The sequence below is a fragment of the Pseudomonas syringae pv. tomato str. DC3000 genome (assembly GCF_000007805.1).
Lineage (GTDB): Bacteria > Pseudomonadota > Gammaproteobacteria > Pseudomonadales > Pseudomonadaceae > Aquipseudomonas > Aquipseudomonas avellanae.
On the sequence record NC_004578.1, the window covers coordinates 4,699,457 to 4,716,584 of the forward strand.

The following is a 17,128-nucleotide window of genomic DNA, read 5'->3' on the forward strand; positions in this document are numbered from 1 at the left end:
TCAGGAACCGACCGCTTCGGCAAAGGCGTGTGTCTATCAGGACGCCGTTGAAGCATTCGTAAGAAAGCGGCCGCCTCTCATTGCGGCTCTATCAATAAAAATGAAATCGAGGATTCATCGATGCGTATCGTTCCCCATCTGCTTGGCGCAGCCATTGCTGCCGCTCTGATCAGCACTCCGGTTTTCGCCGCCGAACTCACCGGCACCCTGAAGAAGATCAAAGAATCCGGCACTATCACCCTCGGCCACCGTGACGCCTCCATCCCGTTTTCCTACATCGCGGATGCCTCTGGCATACCGATGGGCTACTCCCATGACATCCAGCTGAAAATCGTCGAAGCCATCAAGAAAGAACTCGACATGCCTGACCTCAAGGTCAAGTACAACCTGGTGACGTCCCAGACTCGAATCCCGCTGGTGCAGAACGGCACTGTTGACGTGGAATGTGGTTCGACCACCAACAACGTCGAGCGTCAGCAGCAGGTCGATTTCTCCATCGGCATCTTCGAAGTCGGTACACGCCTGCTGTCCAAGAAAGACTCCAGCTACAAGGACTTCGATGACCTGAAAGGCAAGAACGTCGTGACCACGGCCGGCACCACGTCCGAGCGAATCATCAAGACGATGAACGCCGACAAGCAGATGGGCATGAACGTGATCTCCGCCAAGGACCACGGTGAGTCGTTCCAGATGCTTGAATCCGGCCGTGCAGTCGCTTTCATGATGGACGACGCATTGCTGGCCGGCGAGATGGCCAAAGCCAAGAAGCCGGATGACTGGGCTGTGACCGGCACTGCGCAATCCTACGAAATCTATGGCTGCATGGTTCGCAAGGGCGACGCCCCGTTCAAGAAGGCCGTGGATGACGCCATTGTCGCCACCTACAAGTCCGGCGACATCAATGCCATCTACAGCAAGTGGTTCATGTCGCCAGTCCCGCCTAAAGGGCTGAATCTGAATTTCCCGATGAGCGCCGAACTCAAGAAGCTGATCGAGAACCCCACCGACAAAGCTGCTGACGACAAAGCTGAAGACAAGAAAGCCTGAGTAAGCGGTTCAACCACCCTGAACTGATTACATCCCGAACGAGCCCGCCTCGTTCGGGATCGGCCCATCGCTTTCGATTTTCGACAGTGCGTGCATTTCGATAGAAATAGAACAATAGGGGGAGACCCTGATGAATTACAACTGGGACTGGGGCGTGTTCTTCAAGTCCACCGGCGTCGGCAGCGAGACCTATCTGGACTGGTTCATATCCGGTCTCGGCTGGACCATTGCCATTGCTGTCGTTGCCTGGATCATAGCGCTGATACTGGGCTCGGTACTGGGCGTCATGCGCACCGTGCCAAGCCGTCTGGTATCAGGTATTGCCACGGCCTACGTAGAAATCTTCCGTAACGTGCCACTGCTGGTGCAGCTGTTCATCTGGTACTTTCTGGTGCCTGATCTGCTGCCTGCAGACCTGCAGGAGTGGTACAAGCAGGACCTCAACCCGACCACCTCGGCGTTTCTGAGCGTTGTCGTGTGTCTGGGTCTGTTCACTGCTGCACGGGTCTGCGAACAAGTCCGCACCGGCATCGAGGCGTTGCCAAAGGGCCAGGAATCAGCCGCACGCGCCATGGGCTTCAAGCTGCCACAGATCTACTGGAACGTGCTGTTGCCGCAAGCCTACCGGATCATCATTCCGCCGCTCACCTCCGAATTCCTGAACGTGTTCAAGAACTCCTCGGTAGCGTCGCTGATCGGCCTGATGGAGCTGCTCGCACAGACCAAACAGACCGCCGAGTTTTCCGCCAACCTGTTTGAAGCTTTCACCCTGGCGACCCTCATCTACTTCACGCTGAACATGAGCCTGATGCTGCTGATGCGCATGATCGAGAAGAAAGTTGCCGTGCCCGGCCTGATCTCTCTGGGAGGCAAATAATGGACTTTACTGGAATCGTGCCAGCCATTCCCGGCCTGTGGAACGGCATGGTCATGACCCTCAAGCTGATGAGCCTGGGCATAGTCGGCGGCCTGGTGCTCGGCACCGTGCTGGCGCTGATGCGCCTGTCATCGAACAAGCTGTTGGCCAATGTGGCTGGCGCGTACGTGAACTACTTTCGCTCGATCCCGCTGCTGCTGGTGATCACCTGGTTCTATCTGGCAGTGCCGTTCGTGCTGCGCTGGATTACCGGTGAAGACACGCCCATCGGTGCGTTCGCGTCCTGCGTCGTGGCGTTCATGATGTTCGAGGCGGCGTACTTCTGCGAAATCGTCCGTGCCGGCGTGCAATCGATATCCAAGGGTCAAATGGGCGCGGCGCAGGCACTGGGCATGAATTACTCGCAGATGATGCGCCTGATCATCCTGCCCCAGGCGTTTCGCAAGATGACGCCGCTGTTGCTGCAACAAAGCATCATTCTGTTTCAGGACACCTCTCTGGTGTACACCGTGGGCCTTGTGGACTTCCTCAACGCATCGCGTTCGAGCGGCGACATCATCGGTCGCGCCAACGAGTTCCTGATCATTGCCGGTCTGGTGTATTTCACGATCAGCTTTGCCGCCTCGCTGCTGGTGAAGCGTCTGCAAAAAAGGTTTGCCGTATGATTTCCATCAAGAACGTCAACAAGTGGTACGGGGACTTCCAGGTACTGACCGATTGCAGCACCGAGGTCAGCAAGGGTGAAGTGGTGGTTGTCTGCGGGCCGTCCGGCTCCGGCAAATCGACCCTGATCAAATGCGTCAATGCGCTGGAGCCGTTCCAGAAAGGCGACATCGTCGTCGATGGCACATCGATCTCCGAGCCAAAAACCAATCTGCCGAAACTGCGCTCGCGGGTCGGCATGGTGTTTCAGCATTTCGAACTGTTTCCGCACTTGAGCATCGTCGAAAACCTGACCATCGCGCAGATCAAGGTCCTGGGCCGCAGCAAGGCCGAAGCCACCGAAAAAGGCCTCAAGCTGCTCGACCGCGTCGGTCTGTCCGAGCATGCTCACAAGCATCCGGGTCAGCTTTCCGGTGGTCAGCAACAGCGCGTTGCCATTGCCCGCGCGCTGGCAATGGACCCGGTGGTCATGCTGTTCGACGAACCGACCTCCGCGCTGGACCCGGAAATGGTCAATGAAGTGCTCGACGTGATGGTGCAACTGGCTCACGAAGGCATGACCATGATGTGCGTGACCCACGAGATGGGTTTCGCTCGCAAGGTCGCCAACCGGGTAATCTTCATGGACAAGGGGCAGATCGTCGAAGATTGCGCGAAAGAAGAGTTTTTCGGTGACGTCAGTGCACGCTCCGAACGCGCTCAGCAGTTCCTCGCCACGATTCTCCAGCACTAAGCAAGCCCTCACAGCTGCCTGACCCTCTCAGGCAGCTGTTCGGTCCAGGACGACTGTGATGAAATGCGACCCCACTCTTTATCGCGCCGCGCCGCCATCACTCGCCGTGAAACCCCGTCTGATTCGCCAGCTGTTTCTGCCACCGTTGATCCTCATGCTGATGATCGGGCTGGGCTATGTCGCCTATCTGGTCAGCGAGCACAATGGCATCAAGACACTGCGCGAAAGCGGCGAACGCCAGCTTGAGCTGCACGCCCGAACGGTCGAGAGCGAAATCAGCAAGTACACTTACCTGCCTAGCGTGCTGGAGCTTGAATCCAGCGTGTCACAATTGCTGAATGCCCCCAGCCCGGAGGCTCAGCAGCAAGTCAACCTTTACCTCGAAGGGATGAACCGGCGCAGCCGCAGCCGTGCCATCTACGTGCTGGACACTACCGGTCGCGTGCTGGCGACCAGCAACTGGCGCGACGCCGACAGTTATCAGGGTGAAGACCTGTCGTTCCGCGCCTATTTCAAGGATGCGGTGCGCGGTCTGCCGGGGCGCTTTTACGGGATCGGCACCACCACCGGCGAGTCGGGCTACTACCTGGCTCACGGGCTGGAGGAAAAAGGCCGAATCATTGGTGTTGCGGTCATCAAGGTACGCCTTGAAGCACTGGAAGAGCGCTGGCAGCGGGCGCGCCTGGAAGCCTTTGTCAGCGACGAGAACGGTATCATCATTCTCTCCAGTGACCCGGCACGACGCCTGAAGTCGGTGCGCCCGCTCACGCCGGACGTCAAGGAGCGACTGGCGCGCAGCCTGCAATACTACTGGTGGCCACTCAATGAGCTGGTGCCGCTTGAACGGGAAGTCCTGTCAGAAGGTGTCGAGAAACTTGTTTTCCCGGCCAATGTCAGTGTCGATCGGGAGCACAAGCAGGTCAGTTATCTGGCCCAGACCCGCGCGTTGAGCGACACCTCCTGGCACCTGACACTGCTGACCCCGCTTGAGGACCTGCGCCGCGAGGCTGCAAACCAGGGCATGCTGGTGGCGGTGGCCTGCGCACTGGTGACCTTTCTGCTGATCGCCTGGAATGAACGGCGCAAAGTCATCTCGACCCGGCTGGCCGCCAGAGAAGCGCTGCAGGCTGCCAATGATGAGCTGGAACGCAAGATTACCGAGCGCACCGAACACCTGCGCGCCAGCAACGAACGCCTCAAGGCGCAGATTCGCGAGCGAAGGCTGGCGGAAGAAACCCTGCGCACCGCTCAGGACGAGCTGGTACAGGCCGGTAAACTGGCCGCCATCGGGCAGATGTCGACCAGCATTGCTCATGAACTGAATCAGCCACTGGCGGCACTGCGCACCCTGTCCGGCAACACCGTAAGGTTTCTGGAGCGTGGCGCGCTGGACACCGCTAGTGCCAACCTGCGCACCATCAATGATCTGGTTGACCGCATGGGCCGCATCACCGCCAGCCTGCGCGCGTTTGCCCGGCGCGGCGATGATCAGGGCCAGGCGCAATTGAGCAAGGCAGTGGACGCCGCGTTGCAATTGCTCGGTGTGCGCCTCGAGCAGTCCGGCCTGACGCTGCACCGCGATTTTGTCGAGGCCACCCTGACCATTGATCAGACCCGCCTTGAGCAGATTCTGGTCAACCTGATCGGCAATGCACTGGACGCCATGTTCACCCAACCGCAGCCGGAGCTGTGGCTTGAAGGGTCAGTTGTCGACGGTCGCTACCGCTTGCAGGTACGCGACAACGGTCACGGCGTCGATGCCCAAGCACGCAAGCACCTGTTCGAGCCGTTCTTCACGACCAAACCGGGCGAGCAAGGCCTGGGACTGGGCCTGACCCTGTCAGCGAGCCTTGCCGCCGCAGCCGGGGGCAACCTGAGCGCGGAGCATCCGGGCGACGGCGGCACTACCTTTGTCCTGAGCCTGCCGTTTATTGCGCATGCCCCGACCGATCCTCGCTCGGGCACCCCTCGCCCGGGCGGGCCGACATGAGAAGAAAGCCATGAGCATCAACAGCGAACTCACTGTCCTGATCGTCGAAGACGACCCGCACGTATTGCTGGGCTGCCAGCAGGCGCTGGCGCTGGAAGACATTGCCAGCGAAGGCGTATCAAGCGCCGAGGATGCCCTCAAGCGCATCGGCGACAATTTCGCCGGCATTGTCATCAGCGACATCCGCTTGCCGGGCATCGACGGGCTGGAGCTGCTGAGCCGTCTCAAGGCACGCGACAGCAGCCTGCCGGTGGTGCTGATTACCGGGCACGGCGACATCACCATGGCCGTCAACGCGATGCGCGACGGCGCCTACGATTTCATGGAAAAACCCTTCTCTCCCGAGCGACTGGTCGAGGTCACGCGGCGCGCTCTGGAGCAACGCGGGCTGGCGCGGGAGGTCTGGTCGCTGCGCAAGCAACTGGCTGAGCGTGACTCGCTGGAAGGCCGGATCATCGGTCGCTCGCCAGTCATGCAAAACCTGCGCGCATTGATTGCCAACGTCGCCGACACTTCAGCCAACGTGCTGATTGAAGGCGAAACCGGCACCGGCAAGGAACTGGTCGCGCGCTGCCTGCATGATTTCAGTCGGCGCAAGGACAGCCAGTTCGTGGCCCTCAACTGTGGCGGTCTGGCGGAAAGCCTGTTCGAATCGGAAATCTTCGGTCACGAAGCCAACGCGTTCACCGGCGCAGGCAAGCGGCGCATCGGCAAGATCGAGCACGCCCACGAGGGCACGCTGTTTCTCGACGAAGTGGAAAGCATGCCGATCAATCTGCAGATCAAGTTGTTGCGCGTGCTGCAGGAGCGAACCCTTGAGCGGCTGGGCTCGAACCAGAGCGTTGCGGTAGATTGCCGGGTAATTGCAGCGACCAAGTCTGATCTCAATGCACTGGGCAAGACCAATCAGTTCCGTAGCGACCTGTATTACCGCCTCAACGTGGTCACTCTGGAATTGCCGCCGCTGCGCGAGCGTCGCGAGGACATTCTGCAATTGTTCGAACATTTTCTGCAGTTGTCATCATTGCGCTTCGACCGCGAGCCGCCGGCGCTGGATCGGCAGACCAGCTCAAGCCTGTTAAGCCACGACTGGCCGGGTAACGTGCGCGAACTGCGCAACGTTGCAGAGCGCTTTGCGCTGGGTCTGCCGGCGTTCAAGCAGGCAGGCACGGTCAGTGAAAACCAGAGCCTGGGGTTTGCCGAGGCGGTTGAAGCCTTTGAACGATCACTGCTCAGCGAAGCCCTGCAACGCAGCGGCGGCAACCTCAGCCAGGCCAGTCAGGAACTGGGCATGGCCAAGACCACACTGTTTGACAAGGTCAAGAAATATGGGCTTTGAAGCTCCGTGCACGCCCCTGAATACGAGTGAGCCCTATCGTTGCCACGCACCAGTGAGCTGCTGGCTCAAGATCGGACGCAGAGCGTCCAGAACTGCATGCGACGCAGAGCGTCGCACGATAGTTGAGATTATCGTTCCTCACACCGTATGCACCGGTTTTGCTGCCGGTTCCCGGCAGTTCGCGGACAAGTGAAGCGTCGTCCGGTCCTACAGGGTCCCGCGGGCAGGCAGCGAGTTACTTCGACTCGCTGAGCATCTGGCGGATCGCGCTGACGAATACTTCAACCGGCTGCCCGCCTGATACGGCGTACTGGTCGTTGAAGACCATGGTCGGCACCGAAGTGATGCCACGTGACGTCCAGAGCTGTTCGGCTTCGCGGACTTCGCTGGCAAACTCGTCGCTGTCCAGAATGGCCTGAGCGCGCAGGCGGTCAAGGCCGACTTTCTGCGCCACGTCTGCCAGGGTCTGGTGACTGGAAGGGTCTTTCAGTTCACTGAAATAGGCGACAAACAGCGCCTGCTTCAATGCCGGTTGCTTGCCTTCCTGCTCGGCCCAATGCAGCAGACGGTGCGCATCGAAGGTGTTGTAGATGCGTCGCTCGCCCTTGCCAAACGTGAAACCCAGCTCGGCACCGCGCTCACGGATGGTTTCGTGAATGGCTTCGATCTGTTCAGGCGTGGAGCCGTATTTCTCGGCAATGTGCTCTTTGATGTCCTGGCCTTCGGCCGGCATGTTCGGGTTCAGTTCGAAGGGCTGAAAATGAATCTGCGCCTGCACTTCATCACCCAGCGCTTCAAGCGCCTGATCCAGCGCGCGCAGGCCGATGACGCACCAGGGGCAGGAAACATCGGAAATGAAATCGATCTTCAGTGCAGTGGTCATGATGGCCCTCGTTGAAATAAGCAAAGGCCATACGATACACCTCTGCCGGTGCCTTACAACTGCGCCAGGTTGCGGCCGTCTTCGTGCCGGGCTTTCAGATACGGCAACACCGCGCCCAGAAGGGGCGCCTTGAAGGCTTCCTGAAAACGATGCGCCAACCCTGGGATCAGGCGCAGTTGACTGCCCTGAATGTGCGCGGCGACATGCACGCCATGCATGACCGGCAACAACGGGTCGGCCGTGCCATGCACCACCAGCACCGGCAGGCGCAAGCGATTGAGCAACTCGACACGGCTGGGCTCGGCCAGGATCGCCATGATCTGGCGTTTGACGCCTTCGGGATTGAACGCCCGGTCGTAGGAAACCGCCGCCTGATGGAGCAACTGCTCGCGATCATCCTTGACCTGCGGGCTGCCCAACGCTGCCAGCAGATCAGCCTGCTGCTCCAAAGCCACTTCCCGGTCAGGCGCGCCACGACGCGCCAACAGTTGCAGCAGCGCCGCATTGGGCATCGGCAACCCCTGAGCGCCGGAACTGGTCATGATCAGCGTCAGGCTCTCGACCCGTGAGGGCGCAAGGTCGGCCAGGTGCTGGGCAATCATGCCGCCCATGCTCGCGCCCAAAACGTGAAACTGGCGTATCTGCAAGGCATCCATCAGCCCCAACGCATCATCGGCCATGTCGGTCAGTGAATAGGGTGACGAGACTGGCAGGCCAAGCTTGTAACGCAGCACTTCAACAGTCAGATTGGCATCGGCTGGCTGCTGCACCCAGGTCGACAGGCCGACATCGCGATTGTCATAGCGAATCACCCGATAACCCTGCTGACACAGCGCGACTACGACCTCGTCCGGCCAATGAATCAACTGGCCGCCCAGGCCCATCACCAACAGCAAGGCAGGGTCGGACTCACTGCCGATACTCTGGTAGGCAATGCGTACTTCCTTGAGGTCAGCGAGCTGTACAGGAACATCGACATCACAACGATCGGCCGCAAAAGACGGCAAGCCGCACAACAGCGCGGCCAGAAAAATTAAAACCCGCATGAAAAACACCAAAAAACAGAACCCCAGTAAGCCGCGAGTCTGATGATGTTTTGCCAAGCGCGCTGCCACAGTTGCGTGACAATTTGATGAATGGCGCTGAGTGGTAGGTGCCGCCGCCGCAAACGGTAAACCTCAAGCTGCAAGAGAGGGCGAATCCGCTTGCAGCTCAAGATCGGTATCAGCCCCTAAAGCCTCAGTTGTCTGGCGGCCGCGACCATGTTGATCAGTGCGGCTTCGGTCTCTGGCCAGCCGCGGGTCTTGAGGCCGCAGTCCGGGTTGACCCACAGCCGCTCAGCGGGGATGCGTCGTGCTGCCTTGGCGATCAGGCTGACCATTTCGGCCGTTTCGGGAACACGCGGCGAATGGATGTCATAGACACCCGGACCGATGTCATTCGGGTAGTCGAACGCTTCAAAGGCGTCCAGCAACTCCATATCCGAGCGCGAGGTTTCAATGGTGATGACATCGGCATCCATAGCGGCAATGGATTTGATCACATCGTTGAACTCGCTGTAGCACATGTGCGTGTGAATCTGGGTTTCGTCCCGAACGCCAGAGGCACAAAGGCGAAACGCAGCGACTGCCCAATCCAGATACTGCTGCCACTGCGCCTTGCGTAACGGCAAGCCTTCGCGAAAGGCTGCTTCATCGATCTGCACGATCTTGATACCGGCTCGCTCCAGGTCCAGCACTTCATCACGAATCGCCAGCGCCAGTTGTTGCGCCTGAACCTGACGAGAAACATCTTCACGGGAGAAAGACCACATCAACATCGTCACCGGCCCCGTCAGCATGCCTTTCATGGTCTTGTCGGTGAGGCTCTGTGCGTAACGGATCCAGTCGACAGTCATGGGCTGCGGACGGCTGAGGTCGCCAAAAATGATCGCAGGTTTCACACAACGCGAGCCGTAACTCTGCACCCAGCCAAAGCGGGTAAACAGATAACCGTCCAGTTGCTCGGCAAAGTATTCGACCATGTCATTACGCTCGGCCTCACCGTGCACCAGCACATCCAGGCCGAGGTTTTCCTGAACCTGCACCGCATGACGGATCTCGTGGCGCATCGCATCGGTGTAGTCATTTAGCGACAATTTGCCCTGTTTGTGAGCCTGACGCGCCAGACGAATCGCCGAGGTCTGTGGGAACGAGCCAATGGTGGTGGTCGGAAACGCCGGCAGTTTCAGGCGCTCACGCTGCACCGTGATGCGCTCGGCGAATGCCGACCGGCGCTGATGATCGGCCGCTGTCACCGATGCCAGACGCGCCTGCACCTGAGGGTTGTGGACACGCGATGACTGCGCGCGACTTGCCTGTATCTCGCAGCTCTGTGCCAGCGCCTCGACGACCTCGGTAGCCTCTGGGTCGTTCAGTGCATGGCTGAGAATCGCGATCTCTCGGCTCTTCTGCACCGCAAATGCCAGCCAGCCTTTCAACTCAGGGTCGAGCCGGTCTTCACGGTTCAGGTCGACAGGGCTGTGTAACAACGAGCAAGATCCCGCAACCCAAAGGTTATCGCCAAAACGTGCGTGAGCCTGCTGCAAGGCTGCCAGCGCGTTATCCAGATCACAGCGCCAGACGTTGCGCCCGTTGACGACCCCCAGCGACAAAACCTTGTAGGAAGGTAAACGATCGAGCACCGCAGGCAACTGCTCCGGTGCACGAACCAGATCGATGTGCAAGCCATCTACCGGCAGCGTGGCCGCCAGGCCGAGGTTGTCTTCAAGGCCGCCGAAGTAGGTGGCAACCAGCTTTTTAAGCGGGGAATACTGCAGGCTGTGATAGGCGCGCTCGAAGGCGGTCTTCCAGTCCTGCGGCAGGTCCAGGGTCAAAACAGGTTCATCGAACTGCACCCATTCCACGCCCTGCGCCGCCAGACGCCCGAGGATCTCGCCGTACACCGGCAACAGCCGGTCCAGCAGCTCAAGCCTGTCGAAACTGTCGCCTTTGGCCTTGCCCAGCCACAGGTAAGTCAACGGCCCGATGAGTACCGGTTTGACCTTGTGGCCCAGCGCGTGGGCTTCATCGACTTCCTCGAACAGTTGCTCCCAGCTCAGTTGGAAACGCTGGTCCTGAGTGAACTCCGGGACCAGATAGTGATAGTTTGTGTCGAACCATTTGGTCAGTTCCTGGGCATGTTGCGTCTTGCCATGAGACGCGCCGCAGCAATTGCTTGCACCGCGCGCCATCGCGAACAGGGTGTCCAGCGTTGGCAGGCCAGCGGCGTCCTGTGCAGGGCTAAAGCGCTCGGGGATGACACCCAGTGTCAGAGAGTGCGTCAGTACCTGATCGTACCAGGCGAAATCACCGACCGGCAGTAACTCGATACCGGCCTCTTTTTGAACCTGCCAATGCGCTGCGCGTAGCTGCTGGCCGACAGCACGCAAGCCCGTCTGATCAAGGTCCCCCTTCCAGTATGCTTCCAGGGCTTTCTTCAATTCACGGTCTGCGCCGATGCGCGGAAATCCAAGGTTGTGGGCCAGGGCCATAGTGCGTCCTCCATAAAAGATGACGCTATTGTCGACAGCCAACCCAACATGAGACAAACTCATTGTTTTCGTGATGGTCACAAATTTTATTCATGGAGCGCTGACGGTGCTTGAAATACGCCACCTCAAAACCTTGCACGCCCTGCGCGAGGCCGACAGCCTTGTGGATGCCGCTGAACGCCTGCACCTGACGCAGTCGGCGCTGTCCCATCAGTTCAAAGAGCTGGAAGAGCGCATGGGCATGCCACTGTTTGTGCGCAAGACCAAGCCGGTGCGCTTCACCAGCGCCGGTTTGCGCCTGCTGCAACTGGCGGACTCGATGCTGCCGCAACTGCGCAGTGCCGAGCGCGACATCGCCCGTCTGGCGGGCGGCACGGCGGGACGGCTGCACATGGCGATCGAGTGCCACAGTTGCTTTCAGTGGCTGATGCCAACCATCGACCAGTTCCGTGATGCCTGGCCCGAGGTCGAACTGGACCTGTCTTCCGGCTTCTCGTTTGCGCCGCTGCCTGCGCTGGCGCGTGGCGATCTGGACCTGGTGGTGACGTCCGACCCGCTGGAATTGCCCGGTATCACTTATGTGCCGCTGTTCACGTATGAAGCGATGCTGGCGGTGGCCAATCAGCATGCATTGGCGAGCAAGCCGTACATCGTTCCAGAGGACTTGCTCCCTGAAACGCTGATCACCTACCCGGTGGAGCGCGACCGGCTGGACATTTTCACCCGTTTTCTGGAGCCCGCCGACATCGAGCCCGCACAGGTGAGGACCTCGGAGCTGACAGTGATGATGATGCAACTGGTCGCCAGCGGCCGTGGCGTGTGCGGCATGCCGCATTGGGCGCTGCATGAATACAGCTCACGCGGCTATGTGAAGGCCAAACGGCTGGGCGAGAAAGGACTTTTTGCGACCCTGTATGCCGGCATTCGCGCCGACATGCTCGACGCACCGTACATGCGCGACTTTCTGTTGACCGCCAAGGACACGTCGTTCTCGACGCTGGACGGTGTGAGCGTGGTCCGCTAAGAAGTCGCTCGCAGAAAGCGTCGTGCCCGCACCATGTGCGGGACGACGCCTGTTTCAGTTCGCTGCGGCCTGCCGCTGGCGGTACAGAGGCAGGATCAGATCACGGGTCAAAGGCGCCAGATGCAGATCGGCATGGCCGTCTGCGCTCACCCAGATCACTTCTTCGATCTCGGCGGCGGGCAACACGTCGGCGTCGGTCCTGACTTCATATAATTGGCAGCGTACCTCAAACCCCGGCTCGTTGGCCGCCGGTGCCGCGAACTCGCCCAGAAACGTTGCCTGTTGCGGGTCGATGACCAGCCCGAGCTCTTCTTCAAGCTCTCTGGCAAGCGCCAGCGGTGCGGGCTCGCCAGGCTCGATCTTGCCGCCCGGCTGCATGAATGCCTGAGTGTCGCGCTTGCGCACCAGTAACGTTCGGCCATCTGCGCCGATCAGCAACGCTGCTGCAATACTGATGACCTTCATGCAAAAATGTCCCTTTTCAGCAGGCGCGCTTCGTCTGCACGCTCCAGGGCCAGAACGATCAGGCGATGGATCAGTTCGGCATAGCTCAGACCGGTGGCCTGCCAGAGCTTGGGGTACATGCTGATCGAGGTGAAGCCGGGAAGCGTGTTGACCTCGTTGATGATGATTTCACGCGCCTCGGTGACGAAAAAGTCGACCCGTGACAGCCCCGCGCAACCCAGCACTTTGTAAGCCTGTAGCGCAACGTCACGCACCTGATCGCTCAGGTCGGCAGGCAGCTCGGCGGGTATGGCGATGCGCGCCTGATCACCGTTCAGGTACTTGGTGTCGTAGGCATAGAATTCGTCGTTGGCGACGACTTCACCGCAAACACTGACTTGCGCCTCATCATTGCCCAGCACGGCGCATTCCACTTCCCTGCCGACGATGCCCTGCTCGATCAGCAGCTTGTGATCGAACTCGAAACCCAACGCCAGTGCCGCAGCGAAACCCGCCTCGTCAGATACTTTGCTGACACCCACCGATGACCCCTGATTGGCAGGTTTGACGAACATCGGCAGGCTCAACTGCGCAGCCGCCTGCGCGAACGAAAGGCTTTCGCCACGGTTCAGCACCATAAACGGCGCAACGGCAATGCCGGCATCACGCAACAGGCGCTTGGTCACGTCCTTGTCCATGCACGCCGCAGAAGCGAGCACGTCGGCGCCCACGAAAGGAACAGCCAGCATACGCAACAGGCCTTGCAACGCGCCGTCTTCGCCGAACGCGCCGTGGATCAGCGGAAAGACCACATCGATGGCCGCCAGCGGCTTGCCCGACTCGACCTCGACAAACTGCCCGCCCACACTGCCGGGCAGCAACGACAACTGCTTGCCCGAACCGCTCAGCTTGATCCGCGCAGGGTCATTGGCATTGAGCAGGTAATCGGCCTCGTCGAAACGCAGCCAACGGCCCAGCTTGTCGACGCCGATCAGCGTCAATGCATAGCTTTCACGATCAATCGCATTGATCACGTTGCGTGCAGACTGCAACGAAACCTCATGCTCGCTGGATTGCCCACCGAAAACGATGGCGACTGACTTTTTCAAAGCGGCTACTCCTGTTTTTCAGGCCGCGAAGATAAAAGCAATTCCGGCCGTTAGTCCAGTAGATGATTGGCCGCACGGCCCAATTGCAGGCAAAAAAATACCGGTGGTGGGCGATTCACCTGAAACGCCCACCACCGGGAAGTCAGACAGCTCATTGCGTTGCAGCGGTTTCTTTGTTGCTGCCAGAGCCGAAGCTGGCGAAACGCTTGTTGAAACCGGCGATCCGGCCTTCGGTGGTGGTCTTGCGCTGCTGCCCGGTGTACATCGGGTGCGAGGCGCTGGACACGTCAAGCGCGACATAAGGGTAGGTCGTGCCGTCGGTGTGTTGCTGCGTGCGGTCGGTGTCCACGGTGGAGCCGATCAGAAAATAGGCATCGGCAGCGGTGTCGTGGAACAGTACGGTGCGGTAAGCGGGATGGATATCGGGTTTCATGGTCATCTCTCCGTTAGTGAGCCTCAATCGTTATACAGTAACATAACAGAAGATGAGAATGATTGCTGTTGATTGCTGACATTGCCGAGCTTGATCGCACATCCGCATGGGGCTGCTGTCGGCCTGCGAACCCCTTGGATCAGCGCATCAGAGACATCCGGTAATACCGCGCCTTTGCAATTGCCGCCCGAAAACGCCACCCTGCCGCGCCGCCGAGCGTCACTGGTCGCTGGCCTGGAACCTAAGCACCTGTGGCCGATCTTTACTCATTAGCACTTTCAAGAGTCCACCGTTATGAATAACGGACGCGATCATCGAATCGACTTCTTTCGCGGCCTGGCGCTGATCTTCATATTCTGGGATCACGTGCCGGACAATCCTCTGGCGCAACTGACCGTGCGTAACTTTGGTTTCAGCGACGCAGCAGAAATCTTTGTTTTTCTCGCCGGCTACGCATCGATCCTGGCCTACGGGCGCATTGCGCGTCGCGACGGCATGCTGGTGGCCGGCGTGCGGATCCTGCGCCGCACCTGGGTACTGTATGTGGTGCATATCTTTCTGCTGACCTTGCTGATGGGCATCGTCTTCGTCGCCAACAACCATGTCGAAACCCGCGACATGGTCCAGCAGATGGGCCTTGAATACTTCGTCGGCAACCCGCAACAGGCATTGGCCGATGAACTGCTGCTGCGTTTCAAGCCCAACCTGACCGACCCGTTGCCGCTGTACATCGTCCTGCTGCTGACCTTGCCCCTCACCTTGCCGTTGATGCTGCGCAAGCTGGAAGTGGCGGTCGGCCTGTCGATAGCCCTGTACCTGATGGTGCCTTTGTTCGGCTGGAACCTGCGCGCCTACGAAGGCGGTGGCGTGTGGTACTTCAACCCGGTGGCCTGGCAGTTGCTGTTCATCCTCGGCGGTGCCTGCGCATTGCGCAGCGAAACCGCCACACCAGCCCAAACCCCTCCGTTTCGCCAACAACCGTTGTTCCTGATGGCAGCCGTCTACGTGCTGATCGCAGGCATGCTGACCTTCAGCGAAAAATGGTCCGACCTGCACACCGCGCTGGTCTCGACCCTGTACCTCGACGCCCTGTACCCCATCAGCAAAACCGACCTGGCACCCGCGCGCCTGCTGCACTTCCTCGCTCTGGTCTACGTGGTTGCCCGGTTGTTGCCAACCTCAAGCACCTGGCTCGATAACTGGCCCGCCCGCCAGACCTGTCGCATGGGCCGTTATTCGTTGGAAGTCTTCTGCCTGGGCGTACTGCTTGCGCCACTGGCAGACATGGCAAATGCGCTGGCCGGCGATACCCGGCCAATGCAGGTCGCTACCGCGATTGTCGGGCTGGGTTTGATGATGCTGATGGCCAATGGGCTGGAGTTGAATAAACGCTTGGGTAAGTCGCCCCGCCTGTTGATTACTTGAGAACAGCGTCACATTTGCACGCCCTCTCGGAAATTTCCTACTGGTTTATCAGGCCAAGTTTTTCAGCGCCTGGCCGCTATCCGTTATGAGACCTAATGGAGGGCAGTATTTTGAACATTATTGGAATTCCGAACCAGGCAAACTCCTTGCAACAGACAGCGCTGATACCTGGCACAAAGAATGGCGATCCGACAGAAGATGCGGGTCTGGAAAAGGCCATTACATCCGAAGCAAAAAATACGGATGAACATGTATTTTATGAATATCAGAAAGAACCGTGGTTGCTGGAGTCTATCAACGAGCACATTACAAATCGGATTGACTACGTGGCTCATAAAAAAATAGTTGACGTACTGGAACTTGCTTTGATCAATGTCACCTACGACAGCTTTCGTAAAGACCTGCAAGAAACCCACCCTGAAATCGCAGGTAAGAAATTTGGTTTTACGCTGAACGAAAGCGCATCCATCAAGATAATTGACTACGATAACAGCCTGACCGAAAACGATAAATCAGTGCTTACCCATGCCATCAATGGGTTCAGAGAGTTCAAAGAGCAAATACAGCAGCACGCGAAGACGGTCATGACCTTGGTAGACCACGATCATGAAACATTTGGTGGTCGATACAAACTGGATATCAGTAATTTTCAGGACGTGATCGACTATGGCAAGATCATGAGCACCAGCGTGCAAAAAATGCAGGACGAATGGATACAGCAAGTCCAGAGTAATGCTGAGAAACGAGATTTTTCGTATATTTCTGTGGCGGTATGAGAATCAGTCTGGCGAGACAATCGACTCGCCAGACTGAGCTAAATATTAACCGCGAGGAGCAACTATTAACCGCGAGGAGCAACAGTTCGCACAACGGTCTGTGTGCAAATATGCCCCATGAAGAAGATACGAGGGGTCGCTGTCATTGGCCCCAACGAAAAATTATGCACGGTATAGCCAGCAACTTTATAGTGACTCCTCCATGTATTGAAACCTCTTTGTTTGTGCACAAAGTCTTGGGCCTCCACGCCTCCGTAGCAGCGTCCGAACTCGATACGCTGAGAGGCATAACCGTTAGAGTCGCTGATTGCAATATGCTCAATTGAAGGTTCTTGTTGACCAAAGCTCAGATCAAGAATCGCCATACCGCCTTCCAAGGGTGAGCCTTTAGTGTCGGTAAATCTCGCCTCAAAACAGCCTCTTTATAAATCTGGGTGGCCAACCAGTCAGGATTGGTATACCCACTTGGAATCCTTATCACACCCGGCTCGTCAAGCAGCTCGTAGCTTTTTAGAACAGGGTAAGAACCAAATCTAACGGTGTATGGGAGAGTACTCCCTAATAACGGGTTTCTTGGCGTGATTCTGACAATCACCTCCGCCTCGGGAGCCAGATCTTTAAAAATCTTGGTGTTGAGTGTTTGAGCAACCCATTCACCATTTTCGTAATACTCGGTCTTCCACTCGTTAGTGACCGGGTCACCAACAGGCGCATAGAGAAGTACATCTTGACCACGATGCGACACAAAACCGTAGTAGTGAACAGGATGTTTAACTGTCAATGTATCTGCTACCGAGTGCAGCTTATCCAGCATGACGGTGAATCTTGGTTCGGAAACCTCTTGAACAGCTTC

The 17,128-nt window shown here is 58.3% G+C and carries 15 protein-coding genes and 1 pseudogene; 9 read left to right on the forward strand and 7 right to left on the reverse strand.

The window, feature by feature from the left end:
- The first annotated feature begins 120 nt into the window (after positions 1 to 120).
- From PSPTO_RS21625 to PSPTO_RS21650, 6 genes are all read left to right on the forward strand, one after another.
- Positions 121 to 1,047: a glutamate/aspartate ABC transporter substrate-binding protein gene (locus PSPTO_RS21625; protein WP_011104894.1), complete on the forward strand. Its 927-nt coding sequence runs from the start codon at positions 121 to 123 to the stop codon at positions 1,045 to 1,047.
- A gap of 130 nt (positions 1,048 to 1,177) precedes the next feature.
- On the forward strand, positions 1,178 to 1,924 hold the full coding sequence (locus PSPTO_RS21630; protein ID WP_004396522.1) for an amino acid ABC transporter permease: 747 nt from the start codon (positions 1,178 to 1,180) through the stop codon (positions 1,922 to 1,924).
- Positions 1,921 to 2,589, forward strand: a complete 669-nt coding sequence (locus tag PSPTO_RS21635; RefSeq protein ID WP_174171202.1) for an amino acid ABC transporter permease — start codon at positions 1,921 to 1,923, stop codon at positions 2,587 to 2,589. The genes PSPTO_RS21630 and PSPTO_RS21635 overlap by 4 nt, the downstream gene beginning before the upstream one ends.
- Complete coding sequence (locus PSPTO_RS21640) at positions 2,586 to 3,320, forward strand: amino acid ABC transporter ATP-binding protein (RefSeq protein WP_011104895.1); 735 nt, start codon at positions 2,586 to 2,588, stop codon at positions 3,318 to 3,320. The genes PSPTO_RS21635 and PSPTO_RS21640 overlap by 4 nt, the downstream gene beginning before the upstream one ends.
- A gap of 58 nt (positions 3,321 to 3,378) precedes the next feature.
- Positions 3,379 to 5,310 (forward strand): sensor histidine kinase, encoded by a 1,932-nt coding sequence (locus PSPTO_RS21645; protein ID WP_007246618.1) that lies wholly within the window; start codon positions 3,379 to 3,381, stop codon positions 5,308 to 5,310.
- Between the two features lie 10 nt (positions 5,311 to 5,320).
- Entirely contained in the window at positions 5,321 to 6,649 is a 1,329-nt protein-coding gene (locus PSPTO_RS21650; RefSeq protein WP_007246617.1) for a sigma-54-dependent transcriptional regulator, read from the forward strand.
- Between the two features lie 235 nt (positions 6,650 to 6,884).
- Here the strand turns inward: PSPTO_RS21650 and PSPTO_RS21655 are convergent, their stop codons facing one another.
- The 3 genes from PSPTO_RS21655 to metE form a co-directional block, all read right to left on the reverse strand.
- The gene (locus PSPTO_RS21655; RefSeq protein ID WP_011104896.1) at positions 6,885 to 7,532 is read right to left on the reverse strand and encodes a DsbA family oxidoreductase; all 648 of its coding nucleotides are present in this window, start codon (positions 7,530 to 7,532) and stop codon (positions 6,885 to 6,887) included.
- A 53-nt stretch (positions 7,533 to 7,585) separates the two neighbouring features.
- Positions 7,586 to 8,578 (reverse strand): alpha/beta fold hydrolase, encoded by a 993-nt coding sequence (locus tag PSPTO_RS21660; RefSeq protein WP_011104897.1) that lies wholly within the window; start codon positions 8,576 to 8,578, stop codon positions 7,586 to 7,588.
- Between the two features lie 185 nt (positions 8,579 to 8,763).
- Positions 8,764 to 11,064 carry a 5-methyltetrahydropteroyltriglutamate--homocysteine S-methyltransferase gene (gene metE, locus PSPTO_RS21665; protein ID WP_005764814.1) on the reverse strand — a complete coding sequence of 767 codons (2,301 nt, stop codon included), beginning with the start codon at positions 11,062 to 11,064 and terminating at the stop codon, positions 8,764 to 8,766.
- Between the two features lie 106 nt (positions 11,065 to 11,170).
- Between metE and metR the strand changes: the two genes are divergently transcribed.
- Positions 11,171 to 12,088, forward strand: coding sequence for a transcriptional regulator MetR (metR, locus tag PSPTO_RS21670; protein WP_005764812.1), 918 nt, complete (start codon positions 11,171 to 11,173; stop codon positions 12,086 to 12,088).
- A gap of 54 nt (positions 12,089 to 12,142) precedes the next feature.
- Here metR and PSPTO_RS21675 read toward each other — a convergent pair whose 3' ends face one another.
- The 3 genes from PSPTO_RS21675 to PSPTO_RS21685 form a co-directional block, all read right to left on the reverse strand.
- Positions 12,143 to 12,553 (reverse strand): NUDIX hydrolase, encoded by a 411-nt coding sequence (locus tag PSPTO_RS21675; RefSeq protein WP_005764810.1) that lies wholly within the window; start codon positions 12,551 to 12,553, stop codon positions 12,143 to 12,145.
- Positions 12,550 to 13,641 (reverse strand): D-alanine--D-alanine ligase, encoded by a 1,092-nt coding sequence (gene ddlA, locus PSPTO_RS21680; RefSeq protein WP_005764809.1) that lies wholly within the window; start codon positions 13,639 to 13,641, stop codon positions 12,550 to 12,552. Before ddlA ends, PSPTO_RS21675 begins: the two co-directional genes overlap by 4 nt.
- A gap of 151 nt (positions 13,642 to 13,792) precedes the next feature.
- Entirely contained in the window at positions 13,793 to 14,074 is a 282-nt protein-coding gene (locus PSPTO_RS21685; protein ID WP_005764807.1) for a type B 50S ribosomal protein L31, read from the reverse strand.
- A gap of 294 nt (positions 14,075 to 14,368) precedes the next feature.
- Here PSPTO_RS21685 and PSPTO_RS21690 point away from each other — a divergent pair, with 294 nt between their 5' ends.
- Entirely contained in the window at positions 14,369 to 15,499 is a 1,131-nt protein-coding gene (locus PSPTO_RS21690; RefSeq protein ID WP_011104899.1) for an OpgC domain-containing protein, read from the forward strand.
- A gap of 95 nt (positions 15,500 to 15,594) precedes the next feature.
- Positions 15,595 to 16,275 (forward strand): hypothetical protein, encoded by a 681-nt coding sequence (locus PSPTO_RS21695; protein WP_011104900.1) that lies wholly within the window; start codon positions 15,595 to 15,597, stop codon positions 16,273 to 16,275.
- A 65-nt stretch (positions 16,276 to 16,340) separates the two neighbouring features.
- Here the strand turns inward: PSPTO_RS21695 and PSPTO_RS21700 are convergent.
- Positions 16,341 to 17,089: pseudogene (locus PSPTO_RS21700) on the reverse strand (hypothetical protein).
- Between the last annotated feature and the right edge of the window lie 39 nt (positions 17,090 to 17,128).